Annotated in this window: 28 protein-coding genes; 9 read left to right on the top strand and 19 right to left on the bottom strand. The window is 60.6% G+C overall.

The window, feature by feature from the left end; all coding sequences use genetic code 11:
- Window positions 1–83: 83 nt before the first annotated feature.
- Window positions 84–554 carry a DM13 domain-containing protein gene (locus JWQ61_RS00505; RefSeq protein ID WP_304358781.1) on the top strand — a complete coding sequence of 157 codons (471 nt, stop codon included), beginning with the start codon at window positions 84–86 and terminating at the stop codon, window positions 552–554.
- On the opposite strand, the gene JWQ61_RS00500 is transcribed toward JWQ61_RS00505, so the two are convergent.
- From JWQ61_RS00500 to JWQ61_RS00490, 3 genes are all read right to left on the bottom strand, one after another.
- Window positions 551–1,687 (bottom strand): MFS transporter, encoded by a 1,137-nt coding sequence (locus tag JWQ61_RS00500; protein WP_304358780.1) that lies wholly within the window; start codon window positions 1,685–1,687, stop codon window positions 551–553. The two genes, JWQ61_RS00505 and JWQ61_RS00500, sit on opposite strands and share 4 nt — an antisense overlap.
- Window positions 1,688–1,702: 15 nt before the next feature.
- The gene (locus JWQ61_RS00495; RefSeq protein WP_304358779.1) at window positions 1,703–2,479 is read right to left on the bottom strand and encodes a DeoR/GlpR family DNA-binding transcription regulator; all 777 of its coding nucleotides are present in this window, start codon (window positions 2,477–2,479) and stop codon (window positions 1,703–1,705) included.
- Window positions 2,480–2,568: 89 nt separating this feature from the next.
- Window positions 2,569–2,994, bottom strand: a complete 426-nt coding sequence (locus JWQ61_RS00490; protein WP_120235093.1) for a diacylglycerol kinase — start codon at window positions 2,992–2,994, stop codon at window positions 2,569–2,571.
- 205 nt (window positions 2,995–3,199) lie between these two features.
- Here JWQ61_RS00490 and JWQ61_RS00485 point away from each other — a divergent pair, with 205 nt between their 5' ends.
- Window positions 3,200–3,982, top strand: coding sequence for an IclR family transcriptional regulator (locus JWQ61_RS00485; protein ID WP_061540991.1), 783 nt, complete (start codon window positions 3,200–3,202; stop codon window positions 3,980–3,982).
- Between the two features lie 129 nt (window positions 3,983–4,111).
- Here the strand turns inward: JWQ61_RS00485 and pbpG are convergent, their stop codons facing one another.
- Both pbpG and JWQ61_RS00475 read right to left on the bottom strand, forming a co-directional pair.
- A complete protein-coding gene (pbpG, locus tag JWQ61_RS00480) occupies window positions 4,112–5,263 on the bottom strand; it encodes a D-alanyl-D-alanine endopeptidase (RefSeq protein WP_304358778.1) in 1,152 nt (383 codons plus the stop codon).
- A gap of 167 nt (window positions 5,264–5,430) precedes the next feature.
- Window positions 5,431–6,198 carry a class I SAM-dependent methyltransferase gene (locus JWQ61_RS00475; protein WP_304358777.1) on the bottom strand — a complete coding sequence of 256 codons (768 nt, stop codon included), beginning with the start codon at window positions 6,196–6,198 and terminating at the stop codon, window positions 5,431–5,433.
- Window positions 6,199–6,319: 121 nt separating this feature from the next.
- Here JWQ61_RS00475 and JWQ61_RS00470 point away from each other — a divergent pair, with 121 nt between their 5' ends.
- Window positions 6,320–7,102, top strand: a complete 783-nt coding sequence (locus JWQ61_RS00470; protein WP_304358776.1) for a helix-turn-helix transcriptional regulator — start codon at window positions 6,320–6,322, stop codon at window positions 7,100–7,102.
- 6 nt (window positions 7,103–7,108) lie between these two features.
- On the opposite strand, the gene JWQ61_RS00465 is transcribed toward JWQ61_RS00470, so the two are convergent.
- Both JWQ61_RS00465 and JWQ61_RS00460 read right to left on the bottom strand, forming a co-directional pair.
- Window positions 7,109–8,008 (bottom strand): DMT family transporter, encoded by a 900-nt coding sequence (locus JWQ61_RS00465; RefSeq protein WP_304358775.1) that lies wholly within the window; start codon window positions 8,006–8,008, stop codon window positions 7,109–7,111.
- A gap of 24 nt (window positions 8,009–8,032) precedes the next feature.
- Window positions 8,033–8,944, bottom strand: coding sequence for a histone deacetylase (locus JWQ61_RS00460; RefSeq protein WP_304358774.1), 912 nt, complete (start codon window positions 8,942–8,944; stop codon window positions 8,033–8,035).
- A gap of 319 nt (window positions 8,945–9,263) precedes the next feature.
- Between JWQ61_RS00460 and JWQ61_RS00455 the strand changes: the two genes are divergently transcribed.
- Window positions 9,264–9,833, top strand: a complete 570-nt coding sequence (locus tag JWQ61_RS00455; RefSeq protein ID WP_061540997.1) for a phasin family protein — start codon at window positions 9,264–9,266, stop codon at window positions 9,831–9,833.
- A 67-nt stretch (window positions 9,834–9,900) separates the two neighbouring features.
- On the opposite strand, the gene JWQ61_RS00450 is transcribed toward JWQ61_RS00455, so the two are convergent.
- From JWQ61_RS00450 to JWQ61_RS00425, 6 genes are all read right to left on the bottom strand, one after another.
- Window positions 9,901–12,495 carry a DUF349 domain-containing protein gene (locus JWQ61_RS00450; RefSeq protein WP_304358773.1) on the bottom strand — a complete coding sequence of 865 codons (2,595 nt, stop codon included), beginning with the start codon at window positions 12,493–12,495 and terminating at the stop codon, window positions 9,901–9,903.
- Between the two features lie 95 nt (window positions 12,496–12,590).
- Window positions 12,591–13,391, bottom strand: a complete 801-nt coding sequence (locus JWQ61_RS00445) for a competence/damage-inducible protein A (RefSeq protein WP_304358772.1) — start codon at window positions 13,389–13,391, stop codon at window positions 12,591–12,593.
- 110 nt (window positions 13,392–13,501) lie between these two features.
- Window positions 13,502–14,374, bottom strand: a complete 873-nt coding sequence (locus tag JWQ61_RS00440) for an EI24 domain-containing protein (RefSeq protein ID WP_304358771.1) — start codon at window positions 14,372–14,374, stop codon at window positions 13,502–13,504.
- A complete protein-coding gene (locus JWQ61_RS00435) occupies window positions 14,374–15,360 on the bottom strand; it encodes a sterol desaturase family protein (RefSeq protein ID WP_304358770.1) in 987 nt (328 codons plus the stop codon). Before JWQ61_RS00435 ends, JWQ61_RS00440 begins: the two co-directional genes overlap by 1 nt.
- Window positions 15,357–16,196, bottom strand: a complete 840-nt coding sequence (locus tag JWQ61_RS00430) for a polysaccharide deacetylase family protein (RefSeq protein ID WP_304358769.1) — start codon at window positions 16,194–16,196, stop codon at window positions 15,357–15,359. Before JWQ61_RS00430 ends, JWQ61_RS00435 begins: the two co-directional genes overlap by 4 nt.
- 5 nt (window positions 16,197–16,201) lie before the next feature.
- Window positions 16,202–17,188 (bottom strand): cytochrome D1 domain-containing protein, encoded by a 987-nt coding sequence (locus JWQ61_RS00425; protein WP_304358768.1) that lies wholly within the window; start codon window positions 17,186–17,188, stop codon window positions 16,202–16,204.
- Between the two features lie 204 nt (window positions 17,189–17,392).
- Here JWQ61_RS00425 and JWQ61_RS00420 point away from each other — a divergent pair, with 204 nt between their 5' ends.
- The 3 genes from JWQ61_RS00420 to JWQ61_RS00410 are packed head-to-tail and all read left to right on the top strand — an operon-like array spanning window position 17,393 to window position 18,288.
- A complete protein-coding gene (locus tag JWQ61_RS00420; protein ID WP_014007030.1) occupies window positions 17,393–17,749 on the top strand; it encodes an FKBP-type peptidyl-prolyl cis-trans isomerase in 357 nt (118 codons plus the stop codon).
- Window positions 17,750–17,765: 16 nt separating this feature from the next.
- The gene (locus tag JWQ61_RS00415; protein WP_304358767.1) at window positions 17,766–17,987 is read left to right on the top strand and encodes a hypothetical protein; all 222 of its coding nucleotides are present in this window, start codon (window positions 17,766–17,768) and stop codon (window positions 17,985–17,987) included.
- A gap of 46 nt (window positions 17,988–18,033) precedes the next feature.
- Window positions 18,034–18,288 (top strand): acyl-CoA-binding protein, encoded by a 255-nt coding sequence (locus JWQ61_RS00410; protein ID WP_304358766.1) that lies wholly within the window; start codon window positions 18,034–18,036, stop codon window positions 18,286–18,288.
- Window positions 18,289–18,306: 18 nt separating this feature from the next.
- Here JWQ61_RS00410 and JWQ61_RS00405 read toward each other — a convergent pair whose 3' ends face one another.
- The 6 genes from JWQ61_RS00405 to JWQ61_RS00380 all read right to left on the bottom strand — a co-directional run bounded on the left by JWQ61_RS00405 (window position 18,307) and on the right by JWQ61_RS00380 (window position 24,201).
- Entirely contained in the window at window positions 18,307–19,326 is a 1,020-nt protein-coding gene (locus JWQ61_RS00405) for a D-glycerate dehydrogenase (RefSeq protein ID WP_304358765.1), read from the bottom strand.
- 24 nt (window positions 19,327–19,350) lie between these two features.
- Entirely contained in the window at window positions 19,351–20,760 is a 1,410-nt protein-coding gene (locus JWQ61_RS00400) for a sodium:proton antiporter (protein ID WP_304358764.1), read from the bottom strand.
- A 79-nt stretch (window positions 20,761–20,839) separates the two neighbouring features.
- Entirely contained in the window at window positions 20,840–22,033 is a 1,194-nt protein-coding gene (gene pncB / locus JWQ61_RS00395; RefSeq protein WP_304358763.1) for a nicotinate phosphoribosyltransferase, read from the bottom strand.
- An 83-nt stretch (window positions 22,034–22,116) separates the two neighbouring features.
- On the bottom strand, window positions 22,117–22,638 hold the full coding sequence (locus tag JWQ61_RS00390) for a hypothetical protein (RefSeq protein ID WP_304358762.1): 522 nt from the start codon (window positions 22,636–22,638) through the stop codon (window positions 22,117–22,119).
- Window positions 22,639–22,658: 20 nt separating this feature from the next.
- Complete coding sequence (locus JWQ61_RS00385; protein ID WP_304358761.1) at window positions 22,659–23,087, bottom strand: hypothetical protein; 429 nt, start codon at window positions 23,085–23,087, stop codon at window positions 22,659–22,661.
- A gap of 184 nt (window positions 23,088–23,271) precedes the next feature.
- Complete coding sequence (locus tag JWQ61_RS00380) at window positions 23,272–24,201, bottom strand: cation diffusion facilitator family transporter (RefSeq protein WP_304358760.1); 930 nt, start codon at window positions 24,199–24,201, stop codon at window positions 23,272–23,274.
- A 311-nt stretch (window positions 24,202–24,512) separates the two neighbouring features.
- Here JWQ61_RS00380 and fdxA point away from each other — a divergent pair, with 311 nt between their 5' ends.
- Both fdxA and JWQ61_RS00370 read left to right on the top strand, forming a co-directional pair.
- Window positions 24,513–24,836: a ferredoxin FdxA gene (fdxA, locus tag JWQ61_RS00375; protein ID WP_041742182.1), complete on the top strand. Its 324-nt coding sequence runs from the start codon at window positions 24,513–24,515 to the stop codon at window positions 24,834–24,836.
- Window positions 24,837–25,006: 170 nt separating this feature from the next.
- The coding region (locus JWQ61_RS00370) for an NAD(P)/FAD-dependent oxidoreductase (protein ID WP_304358759.1) at window positions 25,007–25,799 on the top strand (793 nt) is incomplete at its 3' end.

Below are 25,799 nucleotides of genomic sequence, written 5' to 3'. Positions count from 1 at the left end.
ATAGCTTTACAAGCTGTAAGGAATTGCAATATCGGGCGACTAGATGACTACAGTGTTGCCCATCCCTCTTGCCGAGACCGTACATGAAAAGATTCCTTGCCTATTTCGCCTCCCACCTGCTGGCTGTTGCCATTGGTTTTGCCGGCGGCATCTATCTATTGCCGATTCTCACCGCCGGCGCCGGCCCGAGCCCAGCCGAGCTTAAACAGGCAAGCAGCGCGGCGCGCCATAGCGGGATGTTCAAGAAGGATTTGCCGGGAAGCGATTTCCTGCATTGGGCGCAAGGCACGGTGACCCTAAGCGACGACGCCATCGTCTTCGAAGGTAGCATCGCCCCCGGCCCCGACTACAAGGTATATCTGACATCCGGATATATTGACAACAAGGCGGATTTCCTCAAGCTCAAGGAGCGCTCCCTGCGCGTAGGGGAAATCAAGACCTTCGACCGTTTTATCGTCAAGCCGGCGCAGCCGCTTGACCTGGACAAATACAACACGGTCGTCATCTGGTGCGAGACCTACTCGCAGTTCATCAGCGCCGCGCGGTTCCGCTAGTTCCTGGCTACGCCAAGATAGGCGCTGGAGGCCACCAGCAGCAATGCGCAGCCCAGGCCGCCGAAGGCGATGCTCAGGCTGCTGGCATGCGCCACGAAGCCGATCAGGGCAGGACCAGCCAGGATGCCGGCGTAACCGATGGTGGTGATGGCGGCGATCGCCAGGCTGGCCGGCATCGCAGACTGGCTGCCGGCGGCGCTGAACAGGATAGGCACGATATTGGATGCGCCCAGCCCGATCAGTACAAAACCGAGCAAGGCCGCGCCGGCGGTCGGCGCCAGCACCGCCACAAAAAAGCCGCCGGCGGCGCACAGGCCGCCCAGCAGCAGCACACGCTTGCCGCCGAAACGCCTGACGATGCGGTCGCCGCTGAGGCGGCCGCTGGTCATGGCGATGGCGAAGGCGGCGTAACCGAGTCCGCCCTGGCTGGCGTCCAGGCCGCGGGAGGCGGTCAGGAACAGCGCGCTCCAGTCGAGGATTGCGCCCTCCACCAGGAATACGATAAAACACAGCACGCCGATAAAGATCACCGCGCCATGCGGCAGCACGAACAAGGCCCCGCGTTCGCCCGATTCCGGCTCGCGCAGCAAGTGCGGACCGGCCACCGCCAACACCAGCGCCACGATGGCGGCCGCAACGACACTTGCCCATTGCGGGCTCAAACCGCTCCACAACAGCAGCGCCATGCCGCCGGCGCCAAGGAATCCGCCGACGCTGAACAGGCCGTGGAAACCAGACATGAGGGCGCCGCCGCTGGCTTTTTCCACCATCACGGCCTGGATATTCATGGCGACGTCGAGGGTGCCGATAGCAGCTCCGAAGATGAACAAGGCAAGCGCCAGCTGCAGCGGACTGGCCGCCAGCGACAGGCAAGGCAGCAGCAGGTAAGCCACGCCGCCGGCGACCAGGACCACGCGCCGGCAGCCGAGGCGCGCCGCCAGCACGCCGGTGAGCGGCATGGCCAGCAAGGAGCCGACGCCCAGGCACAGCAGCAGCAAGCCAAGCTCGGCCTCCTCCAGTCCCAGCCGCGCCTTGACGTACGGCACCAGCGGCGCCCAGGCCGCCATGGCCAGGCCGGCGCTCAGGAATGCCAGGCGGGTGGAGAGACGTTGCTTCGGACCGATAGGGTTCATGGTTGGGCTTTCAGGTCAGTCAGCGTTTGCGTACAGCAGTTGCACACCTTGCCGGGCAAAGCCGTCGGCCTGGTGGCTGTCTGTCTCGGACTCAAGCGCGAGGTAGGTAAGATGGGCGGCAGGCAGCACCGCATAGGGCGCCGCGGTGCCGAATTTTTCGCTGATAGCCGCCACCAGCACCGACTTGCTGGCCGATGCCAGGCTGCGCTTGAATTCGGCTTCTTCGTAGTTGAAACAGGTAATGCCGGCCGCAGCGTCGAGGCCGCAGCCGCCCAGGAAAAAGATATCGGGCCGCATGCGTTCGGCGTCGCGCAAGGCGGCGGCGCCCAGGTTGGCGCCGCTGCGCCGGTTAACCCGGCCGCCGATCATGATCAGTTCAATCGCCGGCCGGTCCTGCAACGCCAGCGCGACTGCCGCGGCATTGGTGACGACCGTCAGCGGCAGTTGCGGCAGAGCAGCGGCAATCGCCAGGTTGGTCGAACCGGCGTCGATGAACAGCACGCTGTCTGCCACTACCAGCGAGATTGCCGCCTGCGCCAGCCGTGCCTTGCGCTCCGGCGCCTGGCTCCGCCTTTCAGCCAGCGGCCCGGCTGCAGGGGGCGGCGGCAGCGCGCCGCCGTACACCCGGGTGCACAAACCGGCGGCCGCGAGGTCGCGCAGGTCGCGCCGGATGGTGTCTTCCGAAACGTTCAGTTGCTGCGCCAGATCGAGCGCCAGCACCCGGCCGTCGGCCAGCAGGCGCTCTTGGATAAAAGCGTGACGCTCTTTAAGAAGGAGGTTGGCAGTATTCATATCGCTTCAAATCATGCATAAACACGTACAAATATACATAAACATGGATTCATGAGCAACAGAAAACCGAAAAAGCTTCTTTGCAGGATTTAGCCTTGGGACAGAACGGGGTAAAGAATCACGGCCCAGGTAGCGACAGCCAGCACGCAAGTCAGCAGCACCGCGGCGCTGCCGAAATCCTTGGCGTTCTTGGACAGTGGATTGCGTTCCAGCGAAACCCGGTCCACCACCGCTTCAATCGCCGAATTGATCAGCTCGATGATGATGATCCAGACCAGCACTGCGATCAGCAGCAGTTTCTGCAGCGGCGTCACCGGCAGCAGCAAGGCGACAATGATGCCGGGAATGACGATCATCAGTTCCTGGCGGAATGCATGCTCGTTTTTCCAGGCCGACTTGAAACCTTCCGCCGAATAGAAGAACGCTGAAAAAATCCTCTTGAACCCGCTGGTGCTCTTGAATTCGCTGATCGGCTGCTGCTCTTGCGACTGCGGTGATTGCTTGTTTTCGCTCATGCTGTGCTAGGCCTGGCTTGCTGTGATGGAAACGCCGGTTTGCGTTAGCGAATTTTAACAGCCTTGCTGCGCTGCACGCCAAATGCTTTTCCTATGGCCTGCACCAGCGCGCCGGCTCGTGAATGCACTCTAATCGGCGACAATAACAAAGCATAACTTTTCACATTATGATATAAACATTCCATTGCAATGCACCATTACGCCAATGAAAACAGCTACTACCGACGACACCGATAAGATTTCGATCCAGGTTATCGAGCGCATGATTTCGCTGCTTGATACGCTGGCGCTCTACCCTGATCCGGTCAGCCTGAAAGAATTATCGGCCGTCACCGGCTTGCATCCGTCGACCGCGCACCGGATCCTCAACGACCTGGTGGTAAAACGTTTTGTCGACCGCTCCGAGCCGGGCAGCTACCGGCTGGGCATGCGCCTGCTGGAACTGGGCAATGTCGTCAAAAGCCGGCTCAACGTGCGCGAAGCAGCGCTAGACTTCATGCGCGGCTTGCATCGCAAGACCAACCAGACGGTCAACCTGTCGGTGCGCCAAAGCGATGAAATCGTCTACATCGACCGTGCATTTTCAGAACGCTCAGGTATGCAGGTGGTGCGCGCCATCGGCGGCCGGGCGCCGCTGCACCTGACCTCCACCGGCAAACTGTTCCTGTCCATCGACGATCCGAAAATGGTGCGCGCCTACGCCACCCGCACCGGACTGGCAGGACACAACAAGAACTCCATTACCGACCTCAGCAAGCTGGAGCGCGAACTGAGCCTGGTACGCGCGCTCGGTTATGCGCGCGACAACGAGGAACTGGAACTGGGCGTACGCTGCATGGCGGCCGGCATCCGCGACGATTCCGGCAAGATGGTGGCCGGCCTGTCGATCTCGGCGCCGGCCGATCGCCTGCAAGAGGAATGGGTGGAGGACCTGATCAGCACCGCGAACCAGATTTCCGCCGTGCTGGGATATACCTCGCAACAGTAAACACAGCATCGCAGCGAGACATAAAAAACAGGGCATAAAAAAAACAGAGTTTATTCATTGCGAATAAACTCTGTTTTTTTTATGCCGGATGATAATCCGGTCTGCTTAGTCTACGTCCCGGGGTAGATCCTAGGTCTGGCCGTCGGCGATTTTTACCCGCGTCAACGTGGCAGGATGCGCATCGGCCAGCCATTTGCGGACCCGGTCTGCATCTGCCTGGCGCGAATACTTGCCGCGCGAATCGAGGAACACCATCACGATCTGGCGGCCGTCAATCGTGGTCTGCATGACCATGCAACGGCCCGCTTCGTTGATGTATCCGGTCTTTTGCAAACCGATCTGCCACTCAGGATTTTCGACCAGGTGATTCGATGTCGAGTATTGCAGCGGACGGCCGCCCGGCTCCACGACATATTTGGAATCGGTCGAATACTGGCGGATGACAGGATGCTGGTAGGCAGCCATCACCAGGCGCGACAGATCGCGGGCGCTGGCGACATTCAAGTGCGACAGGCCGGTTGAATCGACATAGTGGGTTTCGGTCATGCCGAGCGCCCGGGCCTTGGCGTTCATGGCCACCACAAACGCCGGCAAGCCGCCAGGGTAGGAGCGGCCGAGCGCAGATGCGGCGCGGTTCTCGGAGCTCATCAAGGCGATGTGCAGCATGTCGGCGCGCGTCAGCTGCGAACCTATGCGCAAGCGCGAGCTGCTGTGCTTTTCGCGATCGATGTCGTCATCGGTCACGGTCAGCACTTCATTCATGTCCTGTTTCGATTCCACCACCACCATGCTGGTCATCAGCTTGGTCAGCGACGCGATCGGCAATGCGATGTGGGAATTTTTATCCAGCAGTACTTCCGAACTGTTCTGGTCCAGCACCAGCGCCACGCTCGATTTCAGCTCGAGCGGATCGCGCGTCAGGTTCAGTCCGGCCTGCTCGCCGGCAGACAGTACCGGCGGCAAAGCCGGCACCATCGGTGCGAATGCGATGCGCTGGTAAGTCACTTTGCGACGGCCGTGGACCATCACTACTTTCTTCACCAGCTTTTCATTTTTATTGAAAGACGCGGTATTGCTACGGCCGCGCGCCGAGATCACGACACGTTTCCTGGAACCGGATTTGGCTACGGCTTTTTTACTGGCGGAAGCACTATCAGCCGCAGGTTTTTTGGCGGCTTTTTTGGCGGTGCTGTGTTTAGTTTGAGCTGAAGCAAGGGCAACGGGCGCGTTCGCGAGCACGAGGAAGAGTGACAAAAAAACAATTAACGCGGATTTGCCCATTTGCGGCTCCAATATGCGGCGATCTATAACTTTGTGGCAGTGTAGGCAAATATCCGAAAAATCGCAAGAGAATTAGAGGGTTAGCGCACTAAATTAAACGACTTTCGATGTCTGGACCAGAATTTGCGAGATAGATTTTACCGCAACTCCTGGCCCAGATATTCTGACTATTTGTAACATTCAAGCTGCACCACGTCTATCGAAAACGAGTAATCGTCCTGCAGCTCGAAGTAAGCCGATACTTCCGACGGCGCACTGTCCCACAACGACTTGATCGCCGCCACCCGTTCCGGCGGCGTACGCATCCGCACCACCCAGGTATCGAACTGCAAAGGCAGCTTCCAGCTTTTATCCGCGGCAGGACGCAATCCGGCCTGGGTCAGCAACTGGCGCCAGCCCGACACGCTGCGATTGCGCACATGCGAGGTGTCGCGCAGCAACTCGATGGACTGGAAATAGGTGTCGCTCAACACATCCTCCGGCGCAGCGGTATCGATCACGATGCAGGTGCCGCCCGGTTTCAACACCCGCGCCATTTCAGCGAGCGCTGCCGGCAGCCTGGTCCAATGATGCGCGCTAAATCGCGTACACACCAGCTCAAAAGAGGCATCGGCAAACGGCAGGCGGTCGGCGCTGCCCTGCTGCACGTGGAGGTTTTTCAATCCGCGCTCGGCGGCGGCGTGCTGCACCACATCCAGCATTTCGGCGGCGAGGTCGTAGGCGATCACCACGCCGGTATGCGGCGCAATGGCGAAAGCTGCGTGGCCTGCTCCGCATCCGACGTCGAGTGCCTTGCCTTGCGGGAATTTACTGGCGTAGGCGGCCAGTTGCTGCAAGTCCGCCCCCTGGGCGTGGACGGTGCTGGTCAGGTAGGCGGCGGCGGTGCTGCCGAACTGCTCGGAAACTACTTTGTCGTGATTGCGGGCGACGCTCATCGGTTTTTTCCTCAGAAAATAGGTAATAGGTAATGTCGTTCAAGGCAGGACCCAGTGTAATTATTTTTTATCCTGTTACAAGACTAGTGCTTATACTAGTACTACGAATAACAGGATAAACATGGACCAGACCGGCAAACGCAAAGCACTGGGCGAATTCATCAAGACCCAGCGCACCCAGCTCCCGACCGCGGCATTGCGGCTGGGTGGCAGCACGCGCCGCCGCACGCCCGGCTTGCGGCGCGAAGAAGTGGCCCAGCTGTGCGACATCAGCGTCACCTGGTACACCTGGATAGAACAAGGGCGCACCGTGTCGGTATCGGCGGCAGCGCTGGCAAGGATCGCCGAGGCTTTGCAGCTGTCGCGCGCCAAGCGCGCTTACCTGTTTGAACTGTCCGGCAAAAAAGACCCGCAGGCGCAGAATGCTCTGGGCCAGGAAATCCCGGCCGAAATACTGGCGGTCACCGACACTATCAAGACCCCGGCCTACCTGCTGGACCGCCACTGGAATGCGGTCGCCTGGAACCGCGCCGCCAAGACCCTGTTCGTCGGCTGGCTGGATAAAAAGACCGCCAGCAGGAACCTGCTCGAATACACCTACTGCACGACCGACGCGGTAAACCTGATCAGCGACTGGGAACAGCGCGCCAGCCGGCTGGCGGCGGAATTCCGCGCCGATTGCGGCATGTACCTGGATGAACCCGAGATTGCCGAACTGGTGGCGCGCCTGAGCGCCGCCAGCAGCGCGTTCAAGCGCGCCTGGAACCTGCACGATGTGGTGGAAAAGGAAGGCGGCGAACGCCGCTTCAGCCATCCGACGCTGGGCCAGCTGTCGTACCGGCAAGTCAACCTGCGGGTGGCCAACCGGCCTGAGCTTAAACTGGTGATGCTGCTGCCGGTTTAGGACTGCTTATTTTTTCATGACAAAAACCACGCCCAGTATCGCCACCACCATGCCGGCGATGCCCAGCAGGTTGAAGACTTCGCCGAACATCAGCCAGGCCATCAGCGCCGTGGTCGGCGGCGTCAGGTAAAGCAGGCTGGTGACGCGGGTCGCCGCGCTTTTGCGTATCAGGGCAAACAGCAGGAAGATCGCGCCTATCGACAAGGCCAGTATCGACCACAGCAAGGCGCCGATGAAACGCGGCGTCCATTGCACCGTGTCCAGGCTTGGCCCCAGGTGTTCGTAGAAAATTGCAAACGGCAACAGCACCACGATCGATGCCGCAAACTGGATGATGGTGCCGGTGCGCAGGTCGAATTGCGGGCAGTTGCGTTTCTGGTACAGCGTGCCGAGCGTAATCGAGAGCAAAGCCAGCAGGCACAATGAAATGCTTTGCCAGGACAGGCCGATCAGGCTGACCTTGGCCGCCACCACCAGCCCTACCCCGCAAATCCCCAGCAGCAGCCCCAGCCATTGGCGCGGCCGCACCGATTCGCCGATCAAGGGCGCGGCGAATGCTGTCAGGATCGGCTGCATGCCGACAATCAGGGCCGACACGCCGGCCGGCATGCCAAGCTTGATGGCGCACCAGACACCGGCCAGGTAACCGCCTTGCAGCAAGATCCCGGCTAACGCGATATGCCGGACCTGGCCTGCGGGCCATGGCGCCCGCATCAATAACACCAACGGCAGCAGGACCAGCAGCACGCCGGCGAAACGCAACAGGAGAAACGTCAGCGGCGGCGCGTACGGCAAGCCGAATTTCGCCACCACGAAGCCAGTGCTCCACAGCAGCACGAACACCATGGGCATGGCCGCCAGCAGGCGGTGGGCTGGCGGTGCGGCGGGAAGGCTGGCTGAATGCATTGATTATCCGGGTTGGGTAAGCAGCTAGGCGCCCTGCTGGCGCGCGAAGTGTGCTGCGAGCGAGATAGTTTGCAGGTGGATCGCCACCGTGTCTTGTATATTCTTGCCATAACCGCCGGCCATCGCGATCGCCACCGGTATCGCATGGCGGCCGGCGGTCTCCAGCAGTATGGCGTCGCGCCGCGCGAGGCCGTCGAAACTCAGCTTCAGGCGTCCCAGTCGGTCGCCTTCATGCGGATCGGCGCCCGCCAGGAAAATGATCAGCTGCGGCGTGAAGCGTTCCAGCATGGCCGCCAATGCATCCTGCAGCGCGCTCAGGTAGGCCTGGTCGCCGGTGCCGTCCGCCAGCGCCACGTCCAGGTCGCTGCATTCCTTGTCAAATGGATAATTGCGTTCGCCATGCAGCGACAGGGTGAAAACCGAATCGTCGTTGGCCAGGATGGACGCCGTGCCGTTGCCCTGGTGGACATCGAGGTCGACGATGGCGACCCGTTGCACCCGCCGCTCCGCCTGCATCAGCCGGGCCGCGATCGCCGCATCGTTGAAGACGCAGAAACCGGCGCCCTGGTCGGCGAACGCGTGGTGGGTGCCGCCCGCCAGGTTGACTGCGATCCGTCCGGGGTCCGTCAGCGCGGCGCGGCAAGCGGCGATGGTGGCGCCGGCAGAGCGCCGTGAACGCTCGACCATCTGCGGCGTCCATGGGAAACCGATGGCTTTTTGTACACTCTCCGGCAAAGTGCCGGCGCTGGCTGCGCTTATATAGTGCGGATGGTGGGCCAAGGCCAGCACGCCGTCGCTGGTGGTGGGCGCTTCATGGAAATCGATATCGCTGATGGCCGCCAGCGCGGCCTCATGGATCAGCCGGTACTTCTGCATGGGGAAACGATGGCCGGCTGGCAGGGGCAGCACGAAATGGTCGCTGTAGAAGGCTTTCAAGATAGGCGCCGGTCCAGTAAAACGGTCAGTCTAACATCAGGGAATACACACGGCAGAGTGCTCAAAACGGCAACAAACAATGCGCTAATAAATGGACGCTAATACATGGATTTCATAAGCTTTGTCTTAATCGATATAAACAATATATTGCAGCGCACAAAAATTCTCTTGACACAGGTTCAGAATAATTTAAAATGAAATTGTTGCGTCGCACAATGAGCTTTCAAAGCCCTGGCAGACGTAATCAACGGCTAGATTTTAGCCACCCCCTGAGTCGCCCTATTTGTCGTTTTTACAGTATCGAATCCTAGGAGAAGCCATGTCTACCGTTGCAGAACAATTTTCAGCCGCCGCCAAAGCCAATTTCGAATCCAACCTGGCCCTGTTCACCGATTTCACCACCAAGGCGTTTGCCGGCGTGGAAAAGCTGATCGACCTCAACCTGAATGCCGCCAAGGCTTCGCTGGAAGACTCGAACGCCACTACCCAGAAATTGTTTTCGGCTAAAGATCCACAAGAATTTTTCTCGCTGAGCGCCGCACTGGCCCAGCCGAACACTGAAAAAGCGATTGCTTACGGCCGTCATTTCGCCAGCATCGCCTCCAGCACACAAGCTGAGCTGACCAAGTCGGCTGAAGCGCAAGTTGCTGAAACCAAGCGTAAAGTCATCGAATTCGTCGACCAGGCTTCGAAGAACGTGCCTCCTGGCGCAGAAGGCGCAGTTGCTTTCGTCAAGTCGGCCATCGGCAGCGCCAACGCCGGTTACGAACAGTTCGCCAAGAGCACCAAGCAAGCTGTTGAAACTCTGGAAACCAATGTCAACAACGCTGTCGACCAGTTGTCGCAAGCGGCTACCAAGACTGCTACTGCTGCCCGTTCGAAGAAGTAATCTGCAAAGCTGGCGCGCTTGGCGCGCCAAGCCTGAATCTCCTCGGTACCTTGCAATAGCGGTATCGTTATTTACCCCGGCTGACCGGGGTATTTTTTTGCCCGGCCGCTTTGTCCGCCGCAGGCTTGACCTGGGCCACCAGCTGCAACAGCCGCTGCAGCGTCGCCTCGTCCATCGAGGCCGGCAAGTCGCAGATATGCAACAGCTGCTGCTCGATATTCTTCGCCGCCCCGCCCGCCTTCAACGATGCCTGCAACACCTCGACCTGCAATTGCAGGCGTTCGCGCGACAGCGCCGGCGGGCTATCGATGCCGGCCAGGATTTCAGCGCGCAGCAACTCTTGCTGCAATACTGGGCGCTGGCTTTCGAGCGTGGCGGCATAGCCGCTGGCATTCTGCAAGGCACGCTCGAAACGCGCCGCGACGACTTTTTCAAATGCAGGCGCCAGCTGCGGCAGAAGTTGCCAGCGATTGCGCCAATCGGCTTCGGCCGGGATCTCGGCCGCGGTGATGGCGGCTTCAATCTGCTGGCACAAGACCAGCTTGTCGCGCAAGGCATCGGCTTGCGCCAGCGCTGCCTGGCGCCGCCCCTGCTCCAGCCGTGCTTGCAGAGCGCCGAGCGCCGCCTGGAAACGTGCTTCAACCTGGGCTTGGACCGTACGCGGCACCTGCCCGCCATGCGCCCATTCCTGCTGTGCCTGTTGCAAGATTTTCGGCAACTCGGCCTCGGGCTGGGCCAGCGCGGCTTCCAGCGCGGCGCATTGTTCTTCGCGCAAACGCAGGTTGTCGCGCCGTTCGGCATCGGCGCTGGATGCGGCTTCCTTGCGCTGGGCAAAGATGGCGTCGCAAGCGCTGCGGAAACGCAGCCACAGTTCTTGCTCGTCCTGGCGCGGCAAAGGCAATGCCTTGGCCTGCTCTTGCCAGCGTTGTTGCAATTCCTTCACACGGTCGGCGGTATCGCGTTGGTTGGCAGGCAGTTGCGCCGCTTCGGTAATCAGTTGTTCGCGCCTGGCGATTTCGCCGGCCTGCTGCTGCGCCAGCGGCGCCTGCAAGGCTTGGATGGCGCCGGCGAAACTGCTGTCGAGTGTCTTTTTTTCGCTACGGTTGATCGGCCCCAGGTTTTTCCAGGCCTGCTGCTTCTGCTGGCAAAACTGGGCGATCGCTTTCCAGTCCTGCATAGTTTCAGTCAACAACGCTGCCTGCGCGTACTGCTGCACTTCATCGATCAGGGCGCGCGCGTTGCCTTGGTTGGCATGCCGTTGCTCGGCCTGTTGCTGGAAATGCGCCGCCACTGGCGCATAAGCGCTGGTGCATGCGCTGTCAAAACCTTCCCACAAGGCTTTCGGCGCCGGCCCCGAACTGACGTCCAGGGATTTCCAGCGCGCCCGCAGGCTGCCGATCTTTTTTGCCAGTTCGGCCGGCGCCAGCGCTTGCTGCTGCAACTCTTGCGCCGCCTTGGTCAATTCTTCGCGCGAGACATTGCCGCCCCAGCGCGCCCAGCCTTGCAGCCGGGTCAGCTCGGCGCGCGCCTGGACCAGGCGGCTGTTCTGCGCCGCGCTTGGCTTGTGCTGCTTGAAATCGATGGCCCGCAGCGTTTTGTCGAAGTCCATCGCCACTTGCAGCGCACCGTCTTCCAGCGCTTTTTCCAGGCCGTCCAGGGCTTCGTCGATTTGCGGGCGCTCGCTTGCCTCGGTCGCCGGCGCCCGGGTCTTCTGAGGTTTGCTTGGCGCGACAACCGCATGTTGTTTGAGCAGCGCCTGATAGCGCTGCTCCAGGCTATCGTCGAGCAAGGCCGGCGGCAATTTTGGCAAGCCCGACCAGCCTGCTTTCAGCGTATCGGTAGTCAGCGTATCGGTAGTCAGCGTCTCGCCAGCGGTTTCCCAGCTTGCCAGCAAATCGCTGCGCGCCTGCAAGGCGGATTGATGTTGCTGCAGATCCGACAGCAGCTTGCGCAGCGCCTGCGCTTCCTGTGCAAATTCGGCCGCCAGGTGGCGCGGCAAGGTCTGCGCCTCGGCGTCGCTGGCGCAAGCCGCCATTTGCGATTCCAGCGTATCCAGTTGCTGCTGGCTGTGCGGCTCGGCCGCCATCGCCGTCTTGATCTGCTGATGCAATGCGCGCACGCTGCCCAGCGCGCCGATGGCGCTGCGCTGCAGGTCGGCCTGGGCTGCCAGGCGATCGGCAAGCATGGCGCGCAGCTGGGAAAACTGCTGCTGCAATTCAGCCGGCACATCCTTGGCGTCCCAGCCCCGGTCCAGTTCCGCCACCTGGTTCGGCATCAGCTGCTGCTCTTGCTGCAAACGCTGTGCCTGGGCCACGGATGCGGCCGCCTTGCCTGCGATCAGCTGTTGCTGGCGTTCGCTGTCCAGCCGCGCCTGCATCAGTTTGGCGACGCGCCGGTCGGTGTTGCGGCATGCTTGCAGCACCTGTTCCAAACCCGCTTGCGACTGCACCAGTTGCGCCGCACACAAGCGGGCATCGGCAAACGCCGATTGCAAAATGAATGTCACTGCGGCGGCTTCATCAGCCAGGCCTTGCGCTTGCTGCAGCTCCTGCTGCCGGGCATCGTCTGATACTTGCCTGGCTTCGGCGCGCAGCGCGGCCTGGGGAGCAATAACGGGTTGCGGCGCATTGCGCTCTGCGCGTTTGAAAAGGAATCCGAACATGTGACGCCAATCAGATAGAAGCGGATGGTCGCCGACAGCTGGCGGCAAACGCTTTGGTTAAGGGTAAGAAATGAACAGGAAGCGAACCGGGAACACTAGGCCGGCCGGTACTCTGCCTTTAACTGGTCGAGGCCCGACAACATCTTCTTGAACGCTGCCGCGCTCTGCACCGGCTCGCCTTTTACGCCGAGGTCAATATGACGCCTGGTGTCGCCATCGCCAACATGCGGCAGGCTGAATACTTTCACCAGCGGGAACTCCGCCTCGATGGCTTCCATCAGCGGCGTCAGCGTCGACTCCATGGCTTCGAACACCAGCACCGACTGTTCCAGTTGCGGATTCTGGTGGAAACGGTCGGCGTAATAGGTGTCCAGCACCCATTCGAACATGGGCCAGGCCATCACCGGGAAACCCGGCGCAAAATAGTGGGCGCCGGCGCCCTTGTGCGGCACCGAAAAACCGGGGATCTTGTTGAACGGGTTGGGAATGATCGCGGCGCCCTGCGGAAACTCGCCCATCTTCAGCCGGTGCAGGTTGTCGGGCGTCTCGTAATTCAGCTCCAGCCCGGCGTCGCGCGCGGTGTCGGCGATCCGTTCGCGGATCTTCTCGCGCGCTTCAGGATGCAGCACCAGCGGCACGCCCAGCGCCGCGGCGGCGCACTGGCGGGTGTGGTCATCCGGCGTGGCGCCGATGCCGCCGGTGCAGAACACGATGTCGTCGCTGTCGAAAGTGCGTTTCAGGGTGGCCGTGATGCGGGCCGGATCGTCGCCTATGTATTCGGCCCAGGCCAGGCTAAGGCCGCGGGCAGTGAGCATTTCCAGTATTTTCGGAAAGTGCTTGTCGACTCGCCTGCCTGACAGGATTTCGTCGCCGATGATGATAAGTCCGATTGCCATGGGGATCGCCGTTTAGCTGAAGATGGATAGAAGTATTTGGCAGAAAGACAATGAATAACGAAGGCATTCCATGCAGATCTTAACTCCGAATCTTTACCGGCATATGAACCCTACAATTGCGGCGTATCTGACAACTGGTGGATCACCTGGCCATCCTCGCGCCCAGCCATAATGATAGCAGCCTGGCCCGCCGCCCGATATTTGGCCAGCGCCGCCAGGCAATAGTATTCGAACCACAAGCCGGTAAACACGAACACCAGCACATACAGCCAGATCGAGCCGGCCGCCAGCAAGGGGAACACCACCAGCCATAAGGCGCCGCCCAGCCACAAGACAGTCGGCGCCGCGCCCAGCGCGCCGGCGATCACGCCGATCAGCAGCAGCGGCCAGCGATGGATGCGCAGCAGCGCCCGCATTTCGTCCTTGTCGGCATGGGCCGCCAGCGCTTCATAGGCGAACACCCGATAGGTCAGCCAGCCCCACAATACCAGCGGCACCAGGAAGGCGAACGGCGGGATCAGCCACAGCGGCAAAGTCACCAGCCACAGCACGCAGAACAGCAGGAAGGCGGTAAACGACGTCCAGGCGCTGCCGAGCAGCGAGCCGCCATGGCGCATTTCGAGGTCGGGGAAATGACGGCGGCCGATGTGGCGCGCGGTGGCCGGCAAGGCAAACGCGCCGACGAACAGCAAGGCGGTCAGGATCATCAGCGGCAGCAAGGCCCACAACGCCAGCCACGGCACGATGACCGTCTTGAGCGCGCCCAGGCCGAGCCAGCCCGGGACATAATTGGCAATGCCCCAGCCGTCGTTACCGGCAAAATAATTCTTTTGCAGCCAGTCGATCATCGGCTGCAAACCCCACCACAGGGCCAGGCCCCAGATCACGATAGACAGCACGAACGGCAGGAATGTCAGCATCAGCATGCGGTAATGCAGCTGCGACAGCAAAGCCCGGCCGAAGGCTACCAGTACCGGGCGCATCAGCGGGACTGCCTTCTGGAAAATTCGACCATGCGCTTCAGGCCCAGCCATTGCTGCGACCAGAAGCCGCGGCCGTAGTCGCGCGCCGGCCGGCTTGCCGTCGGCAGCTGGTCGCGCACGCCGGTATGCTCGAAGGTCTTGCCGAAATAGGCGCTGCGGAACAGGACATCCCAGAACGCAAACAGCACGCCGAAATTATGGCCGCCCAATGTGCCTGTGCCCTTGCTTTCATGGCCGATGCCGATCGCATGGTGCCAGCGGTGAAAGCGCGGCGAGACGACGATGGCGTCGCCCAGGCGGCCGAAGTGGATCCGCACATTGGCATGCTGCAGGCTTTGCAGCATGCGGGTGATCGACACCAGCAGCACGTATTGCGCCGGCTCGACGCCGATCGCCAGCGCCACCAGCGCCATGACGACGTCGTGGATCAAGCCGTCGAGCAGGTGGTTGCGGTCGTCGCTCCACAGGTTCATGTTTTGCTGGCTGTGGTGCAGGCTGTGCAAACCCCACAGCCAACCGAAACTGTGCTGCGCGCGGTGGTAAAAGTATTCGCACAGGTCCAGCACCAGCAGGTACAGCAGGAAGGTCAGCAGCGGCCGGTCGCTCATGCCGGGCAGCAGGTTTTCCAGGTTGAACGGATTGATCCCTTGCAGGTGCAGCAGCTCGGTGGCTTTCGCCATCAGCGGATCGACCAGGAAAAACACGAATACCGAAAAAGCGCCGAGGCGGTACAGCACGGTATAGAGGAAATCGATCCAGCGCGCGCGCCGGTCGCTGAAGCTGTGCACCGGGATCAAGGCTTCCAGCGGCCGCAGGATGAGATACAGGACGACCAGTTCGAAGACGCCGATCAGGAACCATTCAGTGCCGTCGAAAGCATCTTCCAGGTATTCGCTGAAACCGGCATGGAACATGAGCGGCTGCACCACGGACTGGAACAGCCATGCCTGGGCCGCGGCGAACCAATCAACCAAAGTATTCGTCATGATGCCCTCCCCTTCCCGGCTTTGACTTCCGCGACGGGTCCCTTGAGGTCGCCCTTGTAGGCCGGATGGTCGCGCAGCGTGGCAAAACAGAAACCCTTTTTCTCCAGACCGCTGATCAGCGGCTCCAGCACCGCCGGCGCCCAGGGATCCTTGCGCGACCAGATGCCCAGGTGCGCCATGACGATATCACCGTCCTTGAGATTTTTCAGCGTGCGTTCCAGCAGCAGCTGGTTCGGCCATTTGTCGCTGGGCAGCTCGTCGCCGGAAAAACCGGCCGCGGCCCAGGCCACGTGCTTATAACCGCAAGCCTCGCCCGCCGCCAGCGTATGCGGCGTCAGGTGGCCCCCGGGAGTGCGCCAGAAACGATCGATATGCTTGCCGGTCAAAGTCTGGAAGCGCTGGTCGACGCGGTTCAGTTCATCGCAATATTGCTGAGGCGTCCAGGCCAGCAGCTTGCCGCCGTTGGCGCCGAACTGCGGTTTGACTTCGATCTTGCCGTCGGCCAGGTCGCGCTTGGCGTACACATGGTCGAAAGTATGGCTGCCGAAGGCGTGGCCGTCAGCCACCAGCGCTTTCCAGAACGGCGCCCAGCTCGGATCGAGGGTGTAGTCGCCGTTCACGGTTTTTTCATTGGCCATGAAAAACGTGGCCTTGATGTGATGCCGCCTCAGGGTCTGGGCGATGTACTCGGCTTGCGACTGGCTGCCGGTGTCGAAACTCAGGTAGACCGTGCCGCTGCACGCCCGGGTTGGCTGCGCCAGCGACAGCGTAGCCGGCGCCAGGGTAACCAGCGCCAGCGCCGCTGCCAGCAGATGATGCCTGCTTGCGGAGGACATCGGCATCACAGCTCGGAAGCGCGATTGTTGAAATAGATGCCGTGCGGCGAACGCCCCACTGCAATCGTCTTGATCACTTTACGCGTGGCCAGGTCGACTACCGAGACCCGCTTCAGCCAGCGCTGGGTGACCCACATGGTCTTGCCGTCGGCAGTCACTTCCATGCAGTCCGGACCGCCCGGAACGGCGATGCTGCCAACGCTTTCCAGCGTATTCAGGTCGAGCACGTTGATGCTGCCGGCAACCCGGTTGGAGACGAACACATGGCGGTTGTCGCCCTGCGGACGGAAATTGTGGGCGCCGTCGCCGGTCTTGATTTTCTTGACGATCTTCTGGGTGCGCCAGTCCACCACGGCGACATAATCGCTACCCATCACGCCTACCAGCAGGTATTTGTTATCGGGCGTCATGTAGACGCCGGCCGGCTGCTTGCCGATCGGCATGGTCCATTTCACCTTTTGCGTCGCCAGGTCGACCGCGGCCAGTTCATCGCTGCCCTGCAGGGTGATGAACGCCAGCGCGCTGTCGGCGGTGAACGCCATGTGGCTAGGCATGGACGGCAGCGGCAGGCGCTTGGCCAGTTTCAGGTTCTTGCCGTCGTAGCCGTAGATATCGATGCGGTCAAGACGCAGGCCGTTGGCGATAAACCATTTCTGGTTGGGTGAAAATCCGATCTGATAGGGGTCGACAATGTCCTTCACCTGGCTCTGCAGCTGGCCGCTTTTCGGGTCCAGGAACAACAGCGAATTGCCGGTGGCGGCCGCCACGATCAGCGACTTGTTGTCCGGCGTCGGCATCAGGTGGTGCGGCTCCTTGCCGACCGGAAAAGTATTGATTTCCTTATAAGTTGTCTGGTCCAGCAGGGTGATGGTGGCGTCGCGCGAATTCAGCACAACCACGGTATTGCCGATGGCGGCGGCAGGCGCTGCCGCGAAAGTGGAAAAAGCAGCCAGCAGGCCGCAAGCGGCGATAAGGGAACGACCAACGAACATAAAGAAACTCGGAGAAGCGAAAACAACTATTTTACCGCGCATGAATCACACCTATAGATTTAAATGACTTTGCCAGGCCGAAGCAACACACTAGATTGCCCCTCAGCACGGGTTACCGGCCGGATTTTGGTTTACACTGCTCTACTTGGCTAGGCGGCTGGTTACGCCGCCCGGCAACTATTGACTATTTTGAAAAGGACTCCCATGTCGACCACCACTACCGTTTCCGGCCTGCAGTATGAAGATGTCATCGTTGGCGACGGCGCTGAAGCAAAAGCCGGCGACCATGTGACCGTGCATTACACCGGCTGGCTGCAGAACTCCGACGGCAGCGCCGGCAAGAAGTTCGACTCCAGCAAGGACCGCGGCGACCCGTTCGAATTCCCGCTGAACGCCGGCCACGTCATCAAGGGCTGGGATGAAGGCGTGCAAGGCATGAAAATCGGCGGCACACGCACACTGATCATTCCGGCAGCCCTCGGTTACGGCCCGCGCGGCGCCGGCGGCGTGATTCCGCCAAACGCCACCCTGATTTTCGAAGTCGAACTGCTGGGCGTATAAGTCCAACGGCGCCTCGATGAAACATTTCAGCCTGTCAGGCCTGATCCCGCTTCGCCTGGCTGCGTCGCTGCTGCTTGCCGTGCCGCTGCTCGGCGCCTGCACGGTGGTCAGCGTGACCACCAGCGTGGTCGGCGCCGGGGTCAGCGTCGGCAGCGCGGCGGTCAGCGTTGCTTCTACCGTAGTTGAAGGCACAGTCAAGGCGGGCTCCGCGGTAGTTGGCGCGGTCACTCCCGACTGATTCGATTTTCTCCTCGATTTTCTCCTCTTTTTGATACGAGACTCTCATGACCCTCCAAGCCCAGTTCGAACAAGCACAAGCCGATTCCAAGAATTTACCGGAACGCCCTGACAACATGACTTTGTTGAAAATATACGGGCTGTACAAGCAAGGCAGCAGCGGCGATGCCACCGGCGATCGCCCCGGCATGACCGACTTTGTCGGCCGCGCCAAATGGGATGCATGGAATGAGCTGAAAGGCAGCACTCAGGAGGCCGCCCAGCAGCAGTACATCGACCTGATCGAAAGCCTGAAAGACTAAAACGGGATCCGGGTCCGCTCAGCTAAGCGTAGCCCGGCTAAGCGTAACCCGGCCCAGCACTTCAGGATTAAGCAGGTTCGGCGGCCACTTGCGCTCTACCGTCGGCAGCAAGGCCGCCAGCAGGTTGGCCGCGGCACAGTCGGCCATCGCCCGCCGGGTAGGTTCGGAGGCGCTGGCGATATGCGGCGTCAGCACCACATTCGACAGTTCCAGGAAACCAGGATGCAGCGCCGGCTCGTTCTCGAATACATCGAGTCCGGCAGCGGCGATTTTCCTGTCGCGCAATGCCGCGATCAGCGCCAGGTCGTCGACGATGCCGCCGCGCGCCAGGTTGACCAGGGTCGCGCCCGGTTTCATCAAGGCCAGCTCGGCAGCGCCGATGGTGTGATGCGACTCTTTGGAATACGGCAGCACCAGGATCACATGGTCGGCCGCCGCCAGCAATTCTTCCTTGCCGGCATAACGCGCGTTGTTGGCGCGCGCCTCGAGCTCAGGCGCCAGGCGTGAGCGGTTGTGGTACAGCACCTGCATGTCGAAGCCCAACGAACGCCGCGCAATCGCCTGCCCTATGCGTCCCATGCCGATGATGCCGAGCGTGGCGCCATGCACATCCGCCCCCAGGAAACTGTCGTAGCGCCACTGCTTCCAATGTCCCGCGCGCAGCCAGTGCTCGGACTCCGTGACCCGGCGCGCAGTCGCCATCAGCAAGGCCCAGCCGAAATCGGCGGTGGTTTCGTTCAGCACGTCCGGCGTATTGGTCACCATCACACCGGCTTTGGTGGCTGCCGCGACATCGATATTGTTATAACCGACCGCCTGGTTGCAGACCGCTTTCAGGCGCGGACAGGCCTGCAGCAATTCGGCCGAGATGCGTTCGCTGGCGGTGGCGATCACACCATCCTTGTCGCTCAGTTTTTGCGCCAGTTCGGCCGCGCTGAAGATGCGGTCGTCCTGGTTGCTTTCAACTTCGAAATGCTGCTGCAAGCCGGCGATCACTTCCGGAAACACGGCGCGCGCCATCAATATCTTTGGTTTCATGGTTCTGCCACTAACGGGAAAAAATCAACGGAAAAAAATAAAAGTCATCACTACAAACAATGGCAACAGTACCACGCATGCCCAACCCATGTAGCCGAAGAAGGAAGGCATGCGGATGCCGCGCTCTTCGGCGATGGCTTTCACCATCAGGTTAGGCGCGTTGCCGATGTAGCTGTTGGCGCCCATGAACACGGCGCCGCAGGAAATCGCCGCCAGCGTCGCCGCCAGCCGCGTCATCAGCTCACCCGCATCGCCGGACGCGGTATTGAAGAACACCAGGTAGGTCGGCGCATTGTCAAGGAACGACGACAGGATGCCGGTGGCCCAGAAATACATGATGTTGTTGGGCTGGCCGTCGGCGCCGGTGACAGCGCTGACCACCAGGCCGAAAGCGCCCTGCTCGCCGGCGCGCAGCATGGCGATCACCGGGGCGATGGTGACGAAGATCCCGGCAAACAGCTTGGCCACTTCAAGGATGGGTCCCCAGCTGAAGTCGTTGCCTTCACGGGCGATCTTGGGCGTCAGCCAGAGCGAAGCCAGGATCACGACCACCAGCAGGCCGTCGCGCAGCAGGTTCTGCAGTTCCACCGTAGTGCCATAGATGTTGTAGCTGACACCCGGTTTCCAGAAGCCGCTCATCAGCACCAGCAGCACCACCACGGCCAGCAGGACGAAATTGAATTTCCCTTCGAAACGCAGCCTGGCGTCGTCCGGCGTCGGATCGAGCGACGGTGCAAATTCTTCCTCGCGCTTATGGAAATAAAAACGGTCCAGCAAATAAAAAATAACCAGCAGGGAAACCCACATGAACAGGGTTTCGCCAAAAATGTTCTTGAGGGTCCAGGAAAAATCCACGCCCTTCAAGAAACCCAGGAACAGGGGCGGATCGCCAAGCGGAGTCAAGGCGCCGCCGGCATTGGCCACCAGGAAAATGAAGAAGACCACGATATGCACGACATGCTTGCGATTGTCGTTGGCGCGGATCAGCGGCCGGATCAGCAGCATCGAGGCGCCGGTGGTGCCCATCAGGCTGGCCAGCAGGGTGCCAATCGCCAGCAAGCCGGTATTCAGGGCCGGCGTGCCGTGCAGGTTGCCGCGCAGGCAGATGCCGCCGGCCACCACGAACAAGGCGGTCAGCAGGATGATGAAAGGAAAATACTCGGCCAGGAAGGCATGCACCACGCCGGCGGCGGCAGTCGCCGCGCCGAACCCCAGCGCGCAGGGAATCAAGAAAGCCAGCGACCACGCTACCGCGATCTTGCCGAAATGATGGTGCCAGAAAGTCGGCGCCAGCAGCGGACCGAGCGCAATCGACAGCAGCAGGCCCATGAACGGCACGCCCCACCAGACCGACAGCTGGGCCCCGTCCAGTTCTGCCGCTTGCGCAGCCAAGGGCAGGAAGGCAATCAGGATAGCGAGTATTTTCTTATGCAATGTAGTCTTCCATGTAAGGTGATCGATCGAAAGCGGACTATTTTAGCTCGAAATTGATATCAAACAAATAACAAAGACACTAAGTTGCGGCGGCAACCGGCTCCGCAATCTCGAAAACCTGGCGCAGGTAATTCAGATAGGCCTGGTCGTCGCACATGTTCTTGGACGGCGTATCCGACAGTTTGGCCACCGGCTGGCCGTTACAGCGCACCATCTTCATGACGATCTGCAAGGGCGTGTAGCCGAGGTCGTTGGTCAGGTTGGTGCCGACGCCGAACGCCACCCGGGTCCGGTCCTTGAAACGCAGGTAGAGCTCGTTGACCTTGCCGAAATCGAGGCTGTCGGAAAACACCAGCGTCTTGGTCGAGGGATCGACGCGGTTGTCCTGGTAATGCTTGATCAGGCGCTCGCCCCATTCGAACGGATCGCCGGAATCGTGGCGGGCGCCGTCAAACAGCTTGCAGAAGTACAGGTCGAAATCGCGCAGGAAGGCCGCCATGCCGTAAACATCGGACAAGGCGATGCCAAGATCGCCGCGGTATTCCTTGGCCCACATTTCAAAGCCGTAAATCTGCGAATCGCGCAGCCGCGGGCCGAGCGACTGGCAGGCTTGCAGGTATTCATGCGCCATCGTTCCCAGCGGCGTCATGCCGTACTTCATGGCGAAATGGACATTGGACGTGCCGACCAGGTGCTGCGCAAAATCGCGCTGCAGGGTCTGCACCACTTCTTCGTGCCAGCTGCGGGAAAAACGCCGGCGCGTGCCATAGTCGGCCACCTTGCAGCCGGCCATGGCGGGATTGTCGCGGATCAAGGCCATCTTGTCTTGCAGGCGCTTGCGCCCTTCGGCATGATCCGGCGCGGTCTGGGTGGCGCGGAAATAGACTTCATTGACGATCGCCAGCACCGGCACTTCAAACAGGATAGTGTGCAGCCACGGTCCCTTGACCGTGATATCGATCTCGCCGTTGTCCGCCGCCGACGGCTGCACGCTGATGTATTTCTGCTGCAGGTGGAACAGGCTGAGGAAATCGATGAAATCGCTCTTGAAGAAACGCATGCTGCCCAGGTAGGCCAGTTCCTGTTCCTGGAAACGCAGGCGACACAGCCCGGCGATCTCGTCGCGAATTTCGTCGACATAAGGCCGCAGGTCGATGCCCTTGTTGCGGCACTTGTAGCGATACTCCACTTCCGCTGCAGGGAAATGATGCAAGACCACCTGCATCATCGTGAATTTATACAGATCTGTGTCGAGCAGCGAAGTAATGATCATGGTCTTTGCTTACATGGCGGTGAGTGGTTAGCGAAACCCGGGGCTTGCCTGAACCGGTCTCGCATCTTACAACGGCAGCCTGATCAGCTGCAGACGGCGGAATAGCGCGTTTCCAGCTCGCGGCGCTGGCTGCGCGGCTGTTCCTTCGACGATCCGAAAAAGAAGTCCATCAACGATACATTGCTGCGCTCCTTGTTCGGCTCGGCATAGTTAGGCCTTGCCCCGTTGGGTTCGCGATTCGGCTGGCCGGGATAGGTCCGGGACAGGTCCGCATTCGGATAAAAATCGGGAGCGATGATCGGCTCGCGGTACGCCACTCCCTTGAGTTGCTGTTCCAGCCCCTCGCAGCGCTGCGCCTTGTTCATGGCCCGGCTGCGGCTGCTTGCCGTCGACGGCGAGTCCTGTTCCGGCGCGCCCAGCAAGTCCCTCCGGTCTTCGCGAGACAGATTGTTAAAGCTGTTGCGGATGCCGGCGGCATTGAAGTGGACCGCCGGATCGGCGGCGGCAGGCAAGTCGGCAGCCAGCACCGGCTGTCCGGCGGCGCCGATCAAAACGATCAGTACGATGAATGGAAAACGCGGAAACGACGGAAAGTGTAGGTTCATGGCAATCCAATATGGCAATTTTATTTGTTGCATTCGCTGTGATAGCGCGCTTCCAGCTTGCTGCGTTCATCGTATTGCAAGACGTTGCCGCCCGCCGGCTGATAGCGCCGGTTCGGATCGTTGCGCGCTTGCCCCGCCGGATAGGTATCGGCCGCCGCTGCCGGCGCCGCCTGTTGCGCACGCGCGATTTGCTGCTGCAGTTCCTTGCAATAGCTGTTGTCTTTCAGATTCAGGCCGGCGCCAGCCGCGTTTGCCGGCGCATCGCCGTCGGGAGCCGCCAGCAACTTTCTTCGGTCTTCGGCCGACAAGCTGTTGAATCCATTGCCTGAACTTGCGGCATTGGACTGGATTACCGAATTGGGAACCGTGAGCGGCCCGGCGGCATGCGCCAGGGGAAACATGGCGGGCGCGAGGACCAGCGACAGAAACTGCAGAGAAAATCGTGACAAACGCCGACTCATGGCAATGCTCCCTAATGAAATGATCAGGCATCGGCCCCCGATACCCCGTAGATTTGCGCTGCGGCATAACAATCTTCGGTTGGCGGTATGGCTGGCAAAGCTTGCGACATGCATCTGCTGGAGATGACAGCGTGACAATTTTATCGCACTCGTCACATTGCCACGGATTTTTTTATATGGCCTCTTCAGCGGCCGCCGCATGGTCCGGCTCGAAGAAACACCAGTGCACCTGCGGCCAGCGCTGCTGGATCCCGGCCTCGATGCGGTTGATGGCGTCGACCAGCGCCACATCGGTAGGCTGCGGCCGCATCACGGCTTGCACCGCGATCATGACCTGCTCGCCCCACTGCATGGAAATCAGGTTCCTGACGGCCGCCACGTCGGCGTCGGCTTCGATATGCGCCTTGATGGCGGCATGCACCTCGGGCGCCGCCGACTCGCCGGTGACCATGGCCTTCACTTCGCGGATCACCATCACCGCGACGATCATCAGCAGCAGGCCGACCGCGATCGTGCCGCAGGCGTCCCACAGCGGGTTGCCGGTCACCACCGTCAGCAGCACCGCAGCAAACGCCAGCGCCAGCCCTGCCAGCGCGGCGATGTCTTCGCCCGCCACCACCATCAGCTCCGACTGCCGGGTTTCGCGGAACCACTGCATGAACGGCTTGCCGTCTGAAATCTTGCGGATTTCCACCATCGCACCACGCAGGGAAAATGCTTCCAGCACCACCGATACGCCCAGCACCCCGAGCGCTACCCAGGGAGTGCTGATGGCCTGGGGATGCTTCAGGTGCTCGATGCCTTCCATGACCGAAAACGCGCCGCCGACAAAAAACAGCAGCAGCGCCACCATCATCGCCCAGAAATACACCACCCGCGCATAGCCCATGGGATGGGAAGAGTTTGCCGGTCTCTTGGCTTCCTTCAGGCCGATCAGCAAAAATACCTGATTGGTGCAATCGGCCAGCGAATGGATGGCTTCCGCCAGCATGGCGCCCGAGCCGGTATAGATCGAGGCGGCAAACTTCGCCAGCGCGATGCCGCCATTGGCGCCCAAGGCGTAAAAAATGGCTCTGGTGGAGCTTTCGTTGGAAGATGACATAATTATTCCGTAGCAACAAAGGCGTCCACGATAGCCATTTTGCCAAGCTGACGCAAGCAATCCTGTGGCAGCCTCGAAAAGCTTGCGGCGGATGTGGTAAAACTGCGGAAATACCGGCAATTGCCGCTAATGTGAATTTCACATTTGCTTATATGGATTCTATATAACAGCTGTTTGTGGGAAAACCCGAATTACCTTAAAATACAAGGCTTTGCGACAGGGTATATATCAAGGGCAGCAGTTGCTCCGAGCCGCCGGTCGCCGCCTCAATATCCGCTTCAAGAACATTATTTACAGATAGGACTGTTGTTATGACCCACGTTGTGACCGAATCCTGCATTCGCTGCCGCTATACCGACTGCGTGGATGTATGCCCGGTTGATTGCTTCCGCCAAGGCCCGAATTTCCTGTCGATCGACCCCGACGAGTGCATCGATTGCGCGGTTTGCGTCGCCGAGTGCCCGGTCAACGCCATCTACGCTGAAGAAGACGTGCCGGCCGACCAGCTGCATTTCATCAAACTGAATGAAGACCTGTCGCGTCACTGGCCGTCGATCACCAAGACCATCGCTCCTTTGGCGGAAGCCGAGGAATGGAAAGACGTCAAGGAAAAATTAGACTTCTTGCAACGTTAAGCTGGAAGCCGCCCTTTGCCGGGCGGCCGATGCAGCCAGCCGTCAATGTAAGCCAGGCCATTGCCCCCAGCCATACAGGAATTCGCGAAAATTTAAATCCAAGCGCCGTCGCAGCCACTACTGGCATGGCGTTTTGGGGGACCCAACTGAAACAGGAATCAGATCGTCGTATGGATACCACCGTCAAACTTGCAGCAGCACCCAACTCCGTCAACAGCGTGATCGAAACCGACGCCGTCATCGTCGGCGCCGGCCCGGTAGGCCTGTTCCAGGTCTTTGAACTCGGCCTGCTGGAAATCAAGGCCCATGTCATCGACTCGCTGCCGGTAGTCGGCGGCCAGTGCGTGGAGCTGTACCCGGACAAGCCGATCTACGACATCCCTGCGGTCCCCGTCTGCACCGGCCAGGAACTAACCGACAACCTGCTCAAGCAGATCGAACCGTTCGAACCGACCTTCCACCTGAACCAGGAAGTGACGCTGGTAGCGCGCCGCGAAGACAACCGCTTCGACCTGGAAACCTCGGCCGGCACCCGCTTCATCACCAAGACCATCTTCATCGCCGCCGGCGTCGGCTCGTTCCAGCCGCGCACCATCAAGGTCGACGGCATCGACCAGTTCGACAATACGCAGCTGTTCTACCGCGTCAAGGATCCTGTCCAGTTCCACGGCAAGAACCTGGTAATCTGCGGCGGCGGCGATTCGGCGCTGGACTGGGCGCTGGACCTGGTCGGCAAGGCTGAATCGGTAGTGCTGCTGCACCGTCGCGAAGAATTCCGCGCGGCGCCTGCTTCGGTCGCCAAGATGAAGGCCTTGTGCGAAGCCTACGAAATGCAGTTCCTGGTCGGCCAGGTCACCGGCCATGAAACCAAGGACGGCAAGCTGAGCGAGATCAAGGTCACCGGCCCGGACGGCGTCACCCGCCGCCTGCCATTGGATACCTTGCTGGTGTTCTTCGGCCTGT

It is taken from the genome of Collimonas fungivorans, from assembly GCF_028292705.1.
GTDB classification, from domain to species: domain Bacteria; phylum Pseudomonadota; class Gammaproteobacteria; order Burkholderiales; family Burkholderiaceae_D; genus Collimonas; species Collimonas fungivorans_B.
The sequence above is the reverse complement of the archived record's forward strand: the minus strand, read 5'-3'. Positions and strand labels throughout refer to the sequence as shown.

What these genes read in the sequence shown, in the direction of transcription:
- JWQ61_RS00405 (WP_304358765.1), bottom strand. Translation starts at nt 19,326, where the DNA reads ATGAAACCAAAGATATTGATGGCGCGCGCCGTGTTTCCGGAAGTGATC.
- JWQ61_RS00420 (WP_014007030.1), top strand. Translation starts at nt 17,393, where the DNA reads ATGTCGACCACCACTACCGTTTCCGGCCTGCAGTATGAAGATGTCATC.
- JWQ61_RS00485 (WP_061540991.1), top strand. Translation starts at nt 3,200, where the DNA reads ATGAAAACAGCTACTACCGACGACACCGATAAGATTTCGATCCAGGTT.
- JWQ61_RS00475 (WP_304358777.1), bottom strand. Translation starts at nt 6,198, where the DNA reads ATGAGCGTCGCCCGCAATCACGACAAAGTAGTTTCCGAGCAGTTCGGC.
- JWQ61_RS00495 (WP_304358779.1), bottom strand. Translation starts at nt 2,479, where the DNA reads ATGAATACTGCCAACCTCCTTCTTAAAGAGCGTCACGCTTTTATCCAA.
- JWQ61_RS00455 (WP_061540997.1), top strand. Translation starts at nt 9,264, where the DNA reads ATGTCTACCGTTGCAGAACAATTTTCAGCCGCCGCCAAAGCCAATTTC.
- JWQ61_RS00490 (WP_120235093.1), bottom strand. Translation starts at nt 2,994, where the DNA reads ATGAGCGAAAACAAGCAATCACCGCAGTCGCAAGAGCAGCAGCCGATC.
- fdxA (WP_041742182.1), top strand. Translation starts at nt 24,513, where the DNA reads ATGACCCACGTTGTGACCGAATCCTGCATTCGCTGCCGCTATACCGAC.
- JWQ61_RS00430 (WP_304358769.1), bottom strand. Translation starts at nt 16,196, where the DNA reads ATGTCCTCCGCAAGCAGGCATCATCTGCTGGCAGCGGCGCTGGCGCTG.
- pbpG (WP_304358778.1), bottom strand. Translation starts at nt 5,263, where the DNA reads ATGGGCAAATCCGCGTTAATTGTTTTTTTGTCACTCTTCCTCGTGCTC.
- JWQ61_RS00470 (WP_304358776.1), top strand. Translation starts at nt 6,320, where the DNA reads ATGGACCAGACCGGCAAACGCAAAGCACTGGGCGAATTCATCAAGACC.
- pncB (WP_304358763.1), bottom strand. Translation starts at nt 22,033, where the DNA reads ATGATCATTACTTCGCTGCTCGACACAGATCTGTATAAATTCACGATG.
- JWQ61_RS00450 (WP_304358773.1), bottom strand. Translation starts at nt 12,495, where the DNA reads ATGTTCGGATTCCTTTTCAAACGCGCAGAGCGCAATGCGCCGCAACCC.
- JWQ61_RS00440 (WP_304358771.1), bottom strand. Translation starts at nt 14,374, where the DNA reads ATGCGCCCGGTACTGGTAGCCTTCGGCCGGGCTTTGCTGTCGCAGCTG.
- JWQ61_RS00410 (WP_304358766.1), top strand. Translation starts at nt 18,034, where the DNA reads ATGACCCTCCAAGCCCAGTTCGAACAAGCACAAGCCGATTCCAAGAAT.
- JWQ61_RS00390 (WP_304358762.1), bottom strand. Translation starts at nt 22,638, where the DNA reads ATGAACCTACACTTTCCGTCGTTTCCGCGTTTTCCATTCATCGTACTG.
- JWQ61_RS00435 (WP_304358770.1), bottom strand. Translation starts at nt 15,360, where the DNA reads ATGACGAATACTTTGGTTGATTGGTTCGCCGCGGCCCAGGCATGGCTG.
- JWQ61_RS00505 (WP_304358781.1), top strand. Translation starts at nt 84, where the DNA reads ATGAAAAGATTCCTTGCCTATTTCGCCTCCCACCTGCTGGCTGTTGCC.
- JWQ61_RS00500 (WP_304358780.1), bottom strand. Translation starts at nt 1,687, where the DNA reads ATGAACCCTATCGGTCCGAAGCAACGTCTCTCCACCCGCCTGGCATTC.
- JWQ61_RS00425 (WP_304358768.1), bottom strand. Translation starts at nt 17,188, where the DNA reads ATGTTCGTTGGTCGTTCCCTTATCGCCGCTTGCGGCCTGCTGGCTGCT.
- JWQ61_RS00465 (WP_304358775.1), bottom strand. Translation starts at nt 8,008, where the DNA reads ATGCATTCAGCCAGCCTTCCCGCCGCACCGCCAGCCCACCGCCTGCTG.
- JWQ61_RS00380 (WP_304358760.1), bottom strand. Translation starts at nt 24,201, where the DNA reads ATGTCATCTTCCAACGAAAGCTCCACCAGAGCCATTTTTTACGCCTTG.
- JWQ61_RS00415 (WP_304358767.1), top strand. Translation starts at nt 17,766, where the DNA reads ATGAAACATTTCAGCCTGTCAGGCCTGATCCCGCTTCGCCTGGCTGCG.
- JWQ61_RS00445 (WP_304358772.1), bottom strand. Translation starts at nt 13,391, where the DNA reads ATGGCAATCGGACTTATCATCATCGGCGACGAAATCCTGTCAGGCAGG.